The sequence below is a fragment of the Saccharomonospora iraqiensis subsp. iraqiensis genome (genome assembly GCF_000430445.1).
In the GTDB taxonomy this organism is placed as follows: domain Bacteria; phylum Actinomycetota; class Actinomycetes; order Mycobacteriales; family Pseudonocardiaceae; genus Saccharomonospora; species Saccharomonospora iraqiensis.
Window position 1 is genome coordinate 3937 of sequence record NZ_KE387069.1, and the last position, 8353, is coordinate 12289.

At 71.5% G+C, this 8353-nt stretch carries 10 protein-coding genes and 1 pseudogene; all 11 read left to right on the forward strand.

Annotation, left to right across the window (positions count from 1 at the left end; translation table 11 throughout):
• The coding region (locus ACTIR_RS22075) for a class F sortase (protein ID WP_034238760.1) at positions 1–277 on the forward strand (277 nt) is incomplete at its 5' end.
• Positions 278–403: 126 nt separating this feature from the next.
• Positions 404–1792, forward strand: a complete 1389-nt coding sequence (locus ACTIR_RS0106810) for a glycine--tRNA ligase (RefSeq protein ID WP_026453699.1) — start codon at positions 404–406, stop codon at positions 1790–1792.
• The gene (locus ACTIR_RS0106815) at positions 1793–2428 is read left to right on the forward strand and encodes a YdcF family protein (protein WP_199285579.1); all 636 of its coding nucleotides are present in this window, start codon (positions 1793–1795) and stop codon (positions 2426–2428) included. It begins immediately after the preceding gene.
• 144 nt (positions 2429–2572) lie between these two features.
• Entirely contained in the window at positions 2573–3904 is a 1332-nt protein-coding gene (locus tag ACTIR_RS0106820) for a bifunctional o-acetylhomoserine/o-acetylserine sulfhydrylase (protein ID WP_267879482.1), read from the forward strand.
• Positions 3901–5040, forward strand: a complete 1140-nt coding sequence (gene metX / locus ACTIR_RS0106825) for a homoserine O-acetyltransferase MetX (RefSeq protein WP_026453702.1) — start codon at positions 3901–3903, stop codon at positions 5038–5040. The genes ACTIR_RS0106820 and metX overlap by 4 nt, the downstream gene beginning before the upstream one ends.
• 79 nt (positions 5041–5119) lie before the next feature.
• Positions 5120–5380 carry a hypothetical protein gene (locus ACTIR_RS0106830; protein ID WP_026453703.1) on the forward strand — a complete coding sequence of 87 codons (261 nt, stop codon included), beginning with the start codon at positions 5120–5122 and terminating at the stop codon, positions 5378–5380.
• Positions 5377–5790, forward strand: a complete 414-nt coding sequence (locus ACTIR_RS0106835) for a DNA-binding protein (protein ID WP_026453704.1) — start codon at positions 5377–5379, stop codon at positions 5788–5790. Before ACTIR_RS0106830 ends, ACTIR_RS0106835 begins: the two co-directional genes overlap by 4 nt.
• Before the next feature lie 98 nt (positions 5791–5888).
• Positions 5889–6218, forward strand: coding sequence for a DUF6221 family protein (locus tag ACTIR_RS0106840; RefSeq protein WP_026453705.1), 330 nt, complete (start codon positions 5889–5891; stop codon positions 6216–6218).
• Between the two features lie 79 nt (positions 6219–6297).
• Positions 6298–6714, forward strand: a complete 417-nt coding sequence (locus ACTIR_RS0106845) for a prevent-host-death protein (protein WP_026453706.1) — start codon at positions 6298–6300, stop codon at positions 6712–6714.
• 126 nt (positions 6715–6840) lie between these two features.
• On the forward strand, positions 6841–8151 hold the full coding sequence (locus ACTIR_RS0106850) for a deoxyguanosinetriphosphate triphosphohydrolase (RefSeq protein WP_026453707.1): 1311 nt from the start codon (positions 6841–6843) through the stop codon (positions 8149–8151).
• 22 nt (positions 8152–8173) lie between these two features.
• Positions 8174–8353 (forward strand): annotated as a pseudogene (locus ACTIR_RS24960) (serpin family protein); the annotation flags it as partial.

An 8353-nucleotide genomic window follows, 5' to 3' on the forward strand; every position in this document is an offset into this window, starting at 1 on the left:
CGACTGGGGCGGGCGGACGGGGCCGTTCGCCGCGCTGTGGGACCTCGGCCGGGACGCGCGGGTGACCGTGGTCGACGACGGGGCCACCCGCCGGGCGTACCGGGTGGTGGAGACGTTGACCCTGCACAAGGACGATCTCGCCGCGCACGCCGGGCGTCTGTTCGGCGGCGACCGGCCGCACCGGCTGGTCCTGGTGACCTGCGGCGGCGACGTCTCCGGCGGCGACGGCTACACGGAGAACCGGATCGTGGTGGCCGAACCGGCGGGCGGTGGCTGACCGGGATGCCGGGCCCGCCCCGTCCGGTCGGTGTGTCCCCTCCCCACCGGCGCGGGCACCGTCACGAGGGATACGCTGGGAAGCCGCAAGACACCGTCGACCATGCCACATGCCCCGGAGCGTTCTGTGCCCGCCAACACCATCGAGACCGTCGTCAACCTGTGCAAGCGTCGTGGCTTCGTCTTCCCGTCGGGGGAGATCTACGGCGGTACCCGGTCGGCGTGGGACTACGGACCGCTCGGCGTCGAGCTGAAGGACAACCTCAAGCGCCAGTGGTGGAAGGCGATGGTGCAGAGCCGCGAGGACGTGGTCGGCATCGACTCGTCGGTCATCCTGCCGCGCCAGGTGTGGGTGGCCTCCGGCCACGTCGGCGCCTTCCACGACCCGCTGGTGGAATGCCTGTCCTGCCACCGGCGCTTCCGCTCCGACCAGCTCGCCGAGGACTACGCCGAACGCACCGGGATCGAGGTCTCCGAGGACGACCTGTCCGACGTGCCGTGCCCGAACTGTGGCGTCCGCGGCCAGTACACCGAGCCGCGCGAGTTCAACATGATGCTCAAGACCCACCTCGGGCCGGTCGAGTCGGAGGAGGGGCTGCACTATCTGCGCCCGGAGACCGCGCAGGGCATCTTCGTCAACTTCCTCAACGTGCAGACGACCGCGCGCAAGAAGCCGCCGTTCGGCATCGGGCAGATCGGCAAGTCGTTCCGCAACGAGATCACGCCGGGCAACTTCATCTTCCGCACGCGCGAGTTCGAGCAGATGGAGATGGAGTACTTCGTCGAGCCGGGTGACGACGAGTCCTGGCACCAGTACTGGATCGACCAGCGCACCGAGTGGTACGTCGACCTCGGGATCCGGCGGGAGAATCTGCGGCACTACGAGCACCCGAAGGAGAAGCTCTCGCACTACTCGAAGCGCACGGTCGACATCGAGTACAGGTTCGAGTTCTCCGCGGGGCAGGAGTGGGGCGAGCTGGAGGGCATCGCCAACCGCACCGACTTCGACCTGACCACCCACTCCAACCACTCGGGGGTGGACCTGTCCTACTTCGACCAGGCGTCGAACCAGCGGTACCGGCCGTTCGTGATCGAGCCCGCGGCCGGGGTGGGGCGCCCGCTGATGGCGTTCCTGCTCGACGCCTACACCGAGGACGAGGTGCCCAACGCCAAGGGCGGGGTGGACAAGCGTTCCGTGCTCAAGCTGGACCCGCGACTGGCGCCGTACAAGGTGGCGGTGCTGCCGCTGTCGCGCAACGGTGACCTGATCCCCAAGGCCCGGGACATCGCCGCGACCCTGCGCAAGCACTGGAACACCGACTACGACGACGCGCAGTCGATCGGCAAGCGTTACCGCAGACAGGAGGAGATCGGGACGCCGTTCTGCGTCACCGTCGACTTCGACACCCTCGACGACCAGGCCGTCACCGTCCGGGAGCGGGACACGATGGCGCAGGAGCGCGTCGCCATCGACAAGCTGGAGTCCTACCTGGCGGCACGACTGATCGGCTGCTGAGTGCGGGGGCGCGCGCTGCGGTGGGCCGGCCGGGCGGTGCTGGGCGTCGTCCTCGTGGGACTGCTGGTGGTCGGTGGTACGGCGTTCCGGGTGTGGCAGGTGGCCCGGGCCGACGAGCGGCCCGCCGCCGACGCCATCGTGGTGCTGGGCGCGGCCCAGTACCACGGGACGCCGTCGGAGATCTTCCAGGCCCGCCTGGACAAGGCACGGGCACTGCACGACTCGGGCGTCGCCGACGTGATCGTCACCTCCGGGGGCCGGGGCGTCGGGGACACCTTCACCGAGGCCGGCGCCGGGGCCGACTGGCTCGCGGAACGCGGGGTGCCCGAGGCCGACCTGGTCCCGGTCGAACAGGGCCGGGACACCCTGCGCTCACTGCGCGCGGTGGCCGACGAGGCCCGCGCCCGGGGCTGGTCGGACGTGGTGATCGTGAGTGATCCGTGGCACTCGCTGCGGGCCCGGATCATGGCCGAGGACATCGGGCTGCGCGCGGCCACCTCGCCGACGCACAGCGGACCCGTGGTGCAGACCCGTGAGACGCAGTTCCGCTACATCCTCCGGGAGACCGCCGCACTGCTCTACTACCGGCTGTCGAAAGAGCCCGCCGACCAGGCCGACGGGTTGGGTGTGCGGTGAGAACACCACATCGTCCGATGCGCGAACACGATCTTGTGGTACCGCTTTCCCACCTGATGGGACGCGGTTGGGACGGGCGGCCCGGGTCGTTAACGTCGATCCGACGACCTCCCGGTCCGGGGCACCCACCGGAGTCCGGGACTCGTGACCGCCGAACTTCGTGAGGAGAGAGAGCCGATGACCGACGGATGGTCGTTCGAGACCAAACAGATCCACGCGGGCGCCGAACCCGACCCCACGACCGGGGCGCGTGCCACGCCGATCTACCAGACGACCTCCTACGTCTTCCGGGACACCCAGCACGGGGCGGACCTGTTCAGCCTGGCCGAGCCCGGCAACATCTACACCCGCATCATGAACCCGACCCAGGACGTCCTGGAGCAGCGGGTGGCCTCGCTGGAGGGCGGTGTCGCGGCGCTGGCCTTCGCGTCCGGCTCGGCCGCGACCACCACGGCGATCCTCAACATCGCCGGTGCGGGGGACCACATGGTGGCCAGCCCCGCACTCTACGGCGGCACCTTCAACCTGTTCCGGTACACGCTGCCCAAGCTGGGCATCGAGGTGACCTTCGTCGACGACCAGGACGACCTCGACGCCTGGCGCGCCGCGGCCCGGCCGAACACGAAGGTGTTCTTCGCGGAGACCCTGGCGAACCCGGGCAGCAACGTCCTGGACATCCGGGGCCTGGCCGACGTGGCCCACGACGTCGGCGTCCCGCTGATGGTGGACAACACGATCCCGACGCCGTACCTGCTGCGCCCGATCGAGCACGGCGCCGACATCGTCGTGCACTCGGCCACCAAGTACCTCGGCGGGCACGGCACCACCGTGGCCGGGCTGCTGGTCGACGGCGGCACGTTCGACTTCGGCGCCGACCCCGCGCGGTTCCCCGGCTTCAACGAGCCCGATCCCAGCTACAACGGCCTGAAGTTCTGGGAGGCCCTCGGGCCGGGCGCGTACGCGGCCAAGGCGCGGGTGCAGCTGCTGCGCGACACCGGTGCGGCCATCTCGCCGTTCAACGCCTTCCTCATCCTGCAGGGCATCGAGACGCTCTCGCTGCGGATGGACAAGCACGTCGCCAACGCGCAGGCGCTGGCCGAGTGGCTGGAGCAGCGGGACGAGGTGGAGCAGGTCTACTACGCCGGGCTGCCGTCCAGCCCGCACCACGCGGCGGCACAGCGGTACCTGCCGAACGGCACCGGCGCGGTGCTCTCGTTCGACCTGCGCGGCGGGGTCGACGCGGGACGGGCCTTCGTCGACGGCACGGAGCTGCACAGCCAGCTGGTGAACATCGGCGACGTGCGCAGCCTCATCGTGCACCCGGCCAGCACCACGCACAGCCAGCTCTCCCCGGAGGAGCAGCGCGCCAGTGGCGTGACCCCGGGCCTGGTGCGCCTGGCCGTGGGCATCGAAGGGGTCGAGGACCTCAAGGCCGACCTCGAGGCCGGATTCCGGGCCGCGAAGGCGGCCCAGTGAGCGGTTCCGGCAGTACGGATCTCCCGCCGGCCACCGGAGCGTGGCGGGCGGGAGATCCTGTCGGGCGCAGGCGGTGGCTGCGGCTCGGTGGGCCGCTGCGCGTCGAGTCGGGCGCGGAGATCGGCGAGGTCGACATCGCCTACGAGACCTGGGGCACACTCAACGCCGACCGGTCGAACGCCGTGCTGGTGGAGCACGCGCTGACCGGCGACAGCCACGCCGCGGGGCCGGAGGAGCCCGGCCATCCCGCCCCGGGATGGTGGGACGGACTGATCGGCCCCGGCCGGGCGCTGGACACCGACGAGCTGTTCGTGGTGGTCACGAACGTGCTCGGCGGGTGCCAGGGCTCGACCGGCCCCGCCTCGCCCGCGCCGGACGGCCGGTACTGGGGGAGCCGGTTCCCCCGCATCACCATCCGCGACCAGGTGGCCGCGGAGATCGCGCTGGCCGACGCGCTGGGCGTCGAACGGTGGGCCGCCGTGCTCGGCGGCTCGATGGGCGGGATGCGGGCCCTGGAGTGGGCCGTGACCGAGCCGGACCGGGTGCGGACCCTCATGCTGCTGGCGAGTCCGGCCGCGTCGTCGGCCGACCAGATCGCGTGGGCCTCGCCGCAGATCCGGGCCATCGTGGACGACGCGCAGTGGCACGGCGGCGACTACCACCACCTCGGCCCCGGCCAGGGGCCGCACCGCGGGCTCGACGTCGCCCGCCGGATCGCGCACGTGACCTACCGCAGCGAGCCGGAGCTCACCCGCCGCTTCGGCCGCGCGCCGCAGGACGGCGAGGACCCGGCCGCGGGCGGCCGCTACGCCGTGGAGTCCTATCTGGACCACCAGGCCGACAAGCTGGTCCGTCGGTTCGACGCGGCCAGCTACGTGCTGCTGACCCGGTCGATGAACGACCACGACGTCGGCCGGGACCGCGGCGGGGTCGGCGCCGCCCTGGCCCGGGTGCGGGCCCGGACCATCGCCGTCGGCGTGGACAGCGACCGGCTGTACCCGCCGTGGCAGGCGCGGGAACTGGCCGAGGGCATCCCGGACGCCCGGTACGCGGAGATCTCCTCGCCCTACGGGCACGACTCGTTCCTCGTGGAGACCGACCAGGTCGCCGCCCTGATCAAGGAGCTATTGGACTGACTCTGCTGTTCGATTCCGCTGTGGGCGCAGCAGGACGGCTGCCTGGTGTTGCGGTAGTATCAGCGGTAGGATAAATCTCATGGGAGATGCTACGCAGAAGTTCTCCATCACCATGCCGTCGGATATCGCCGAGCAGGCCAAGGCGCGTGGCGGGCCGTCGGGTTTGTCGTCGTACGTGACGGCTGCGGTGGCGCGCCAGCTCGAGCGCGACAATCTGGCCGAGCTCATCGCGGTCGCGGAGGCCGAACACGGCCCGGTGAGCGATGAGGAAGTCCAGGACAAGCGCGAGCAGCTTCGACGCGCGCAGGAACACGGTTCGACCGGGTCGACCGCGGCGTGAATCGGCGGAGCGTCTCTCCCGGCGGCAGTCTCGTTCTCGACAGCGAGGGTCTGGCCAAAGCGGTACGCAGGGATCGTGCGCTCACGGCGTGGTTCTCGGTGGCGCATGCGGACGACCTGCGCATAGTGACCAGTGCGGCGATTCTCGTCGAGGTCATGCACCCGCGGATCAATCGACACGCACTTGATTGGACTCTCTCACGGCTGATCGTGGAATTGGTGAGCGGAGAGGTTGCACGTCTCGCCTCCACGCTGCTCGCCGATGCCAATCTCCACGGGCATCGACACGCCATCGACGCGATGCTGGTGGCGACCGCGATGACTGCCGCGCCTCCCGTCACCGTGCTGACCTCCGATCCGGAGGACCTCTCGAGGCTCGGTGGGCCTCGGATCTCCGTTGCGAAGGTGTGAGGCGGAGAGAGGCGCAGCTCCCGGCGGATCTCGGTCGGTGCCGCCGCCGAGCCTGCGGCACCGGTGTCGTACTCGCCCGTGCGGGTTACCCCGGGGACATGTCCGATCTGACCGAGTTCGTGCTCGCCCGCCTGGACGACGACGAGCGGCGCTACGCCGAGGGTGTCCTCCCGGCGCTGGACGAGGCCGAACGGCGTGGCCGGCTCCGGCTCATGCCCACCGACGACGGCAGTGGGCTCCTGCTGTTGCCCGGACCGGTCGAGGCCCAGGAGGAACGGGTCCCGGTGCCGTTCCCCGAGAAGGTCGCCCACCTGCGGCGGGAGATCCGGGAGCGCGGGGACGAGGAGACGGCACGGCTGATCGCCTCGGTGTACGCGGCGCACCCGGACTGGCGCGGTGAGTGGGAGGCCGCGAGCCCCGGCGGGTGAACCGCGACCCGACGTACGTCACGTACTTGACGTACCGCCCAGGCACCGGATACTGAGCTGAATCAACGGAGGGAAGCCAGTGTCGGGTGTCCACTACGACAGTTGCGCCGACGCCCGGGCGCATCTGGAGCATCTTTTCGATGCAGCGGAGAACGGCCGGGTCGCCACGATTCGGCGGGACGCGTCGAGGTTCGCGGTCGTCGATGTCGGCCGCCTCCGGGACTGTCTCGTTTCGTCCGTTCGCGCCCACACCCGAGTCGTCTCCGAGGGCGGAGGGTGGTCCGTGTTCATCCCCGGACTTCCGGTCGCGGCTGACGGCACCTCGTTCGACGACGCGATCACCGAGATGATCGACGCGTTGCGCGAGTACGCCGAGGACTGGCATTCCGGGCTCCTCAACGCCGAGAATCACCGGGACAGCTGGGGGATCGTGCAGTTGATCAGCTTGACTGATGACGAGCAGCTGCGTCGGTGGCTCGTGGGTGGCGTCGCGTGAGCCGGTCATCGGGTACCCGTGCCGAGTACGGGACCGAGGCGCTCCGGTGGTACTGGTCGGGGGAGTGACGCGGGTGGCGCGCGTCGGGCCGGGCACCGTCGTCCGGCGGTCGTAGGCTGGCCTGCGATGGGCTACCGCGCGCACGACACCGAACGCCGTCACGACGAGCCGCCGAAGCGGGCCCAACCGCCCGGCGGGCACGGCGACACCCGGTCGCCGTTCGCCCGGGACCGTGCGCGGGTGCTGCACTCGGCGGCCCTGCGCACGCTCGCCGGGAAGACGCAGGTCGTCGGTCCCGGTGAGGGCGTCGAGGTGAGCGGGGTGCCCCGCACCCGGCTGACCCACTCGCTCGAGGTCGCGCAGATCGGGCGCGGCATCGCCGAGGACCTCGGTGCCGACCCGGACGTGTGCGACACCGCTGGCCTGGCGCACGACATCGGCCATCCCCCGTTCGGGCACAACGGCGAGGCGGCCCTGGACGAGGCCGCCCGCTCCTGCGGCGGGTTCGAGGGCAACGCCCAGACCCTGCGCATCCTCACCCGGCTCGAACCGAAGGTCCTCGGCCGGGACGGCGAACCGCACGGGCTCAATCTCACCCGGGCGTGTCTCGACGCGGCGACCAAGTACCCGTGGCCGCGCGCCGCCGGGGACCCGGCGGGGGAGCCGCCCGGCGACCCGGGTGGGCCGGCGGTCAAGTTCGGCGTGTACGCCGACGACCTGCCCGCGTTCACCTGGATGCGGGACGGGGCGCCGGGAACCCGGCGCTGTCTGGAGGCCCAGATCATGGACTGGGCCGACGACGTGGCCTACTCGGTGCACGACGTCGAGGACGGGGTGCTCGCCGGGCGCCTGTCGCTGCGCGTGCTCGCCGACCCCGAGGAACGGGAGGCGCTCGCCGAGCTCGCCGCACGGCACTTCTGTGCCCTGCCGGTGGCCACCCTGACGGACGCGGCCACCGGTCTGCTCGCCCTCGACGTGGTGGCCGACGTGGTGCGCACCGACCACGACGCCTCCCTGCGGGCGCAGGCCGCGTTGAAGCGGCTCACCAGTGAACTCGTCGGCCGGTTCGCCTCCGCGGCGGTCACCGGGACCCGGGCGGTGGCCGGTCCCGGTCCGCTGTCGCGCTACGCGGCCGAGTTGTCCGTCCCCGACCGGGTGGCCGCCGAGGTGGCCCTGCTCAAGGCGCTCGCCCTGCGGTACGTGATGAGCGACCGGCAGCGGTTGGCCGTGCAGAAGGAGCAGCGCGAGATGCTGGCCGAGCTGGTGGCGGTGCTGCCGGAGCGGGCTCCGGAGGCGCTGGACCCGGGGTTGCGGCCCGCGTGGCACGCCGCCTCCGGCGACGCCGGGCGGCTGCGGGTGGTGCTCGACCAGATCGCCACGCTGACCGACGCGCAGGCCCGTGCCTGGCATTCCCGGCACCTGGCACACCGATCTTGACCATGCGCGGTAACGTCGTGGAATGCCCGTTCCTCGCGCACTCCGCGCGCACCTGGCGTTCGCGCTCGCCCTGCACCGCGCGTTCGCCGGTGACGGCGACAACTCCTGCTACTCGCCGTACTCGGTGGCCTCCGCACTCGGCCTGGTGACCCGGGCCGCGCGGGGCACGACCGCGGCGGAGCCCGCCGCGCTGCTCGCCGGG

Coding starts and splice junctions, on each gene's coding strand:
- ACTIR_RS0106850 (WP_026453707.1), top strand. CDS start 6,841: ATGGGCTACCGCGCGCACGACACCGAACGCCGTCACGACGAGCCGCCG.
- ACTIR_RS0106830 (WP_026453703.1), top strand. CDS start 5,120: ATGGGAGATGCTACGCAGAAGTTCTCCATCACCATGCCGTCGGATATC.
- ACTIR_RS0106840 (WP_026453705.1), top strand. CDS start 5,889: ATGTCCGATCTGACCGAGTTCGTGCTCGCCCGCCTGGACGACGACGAG.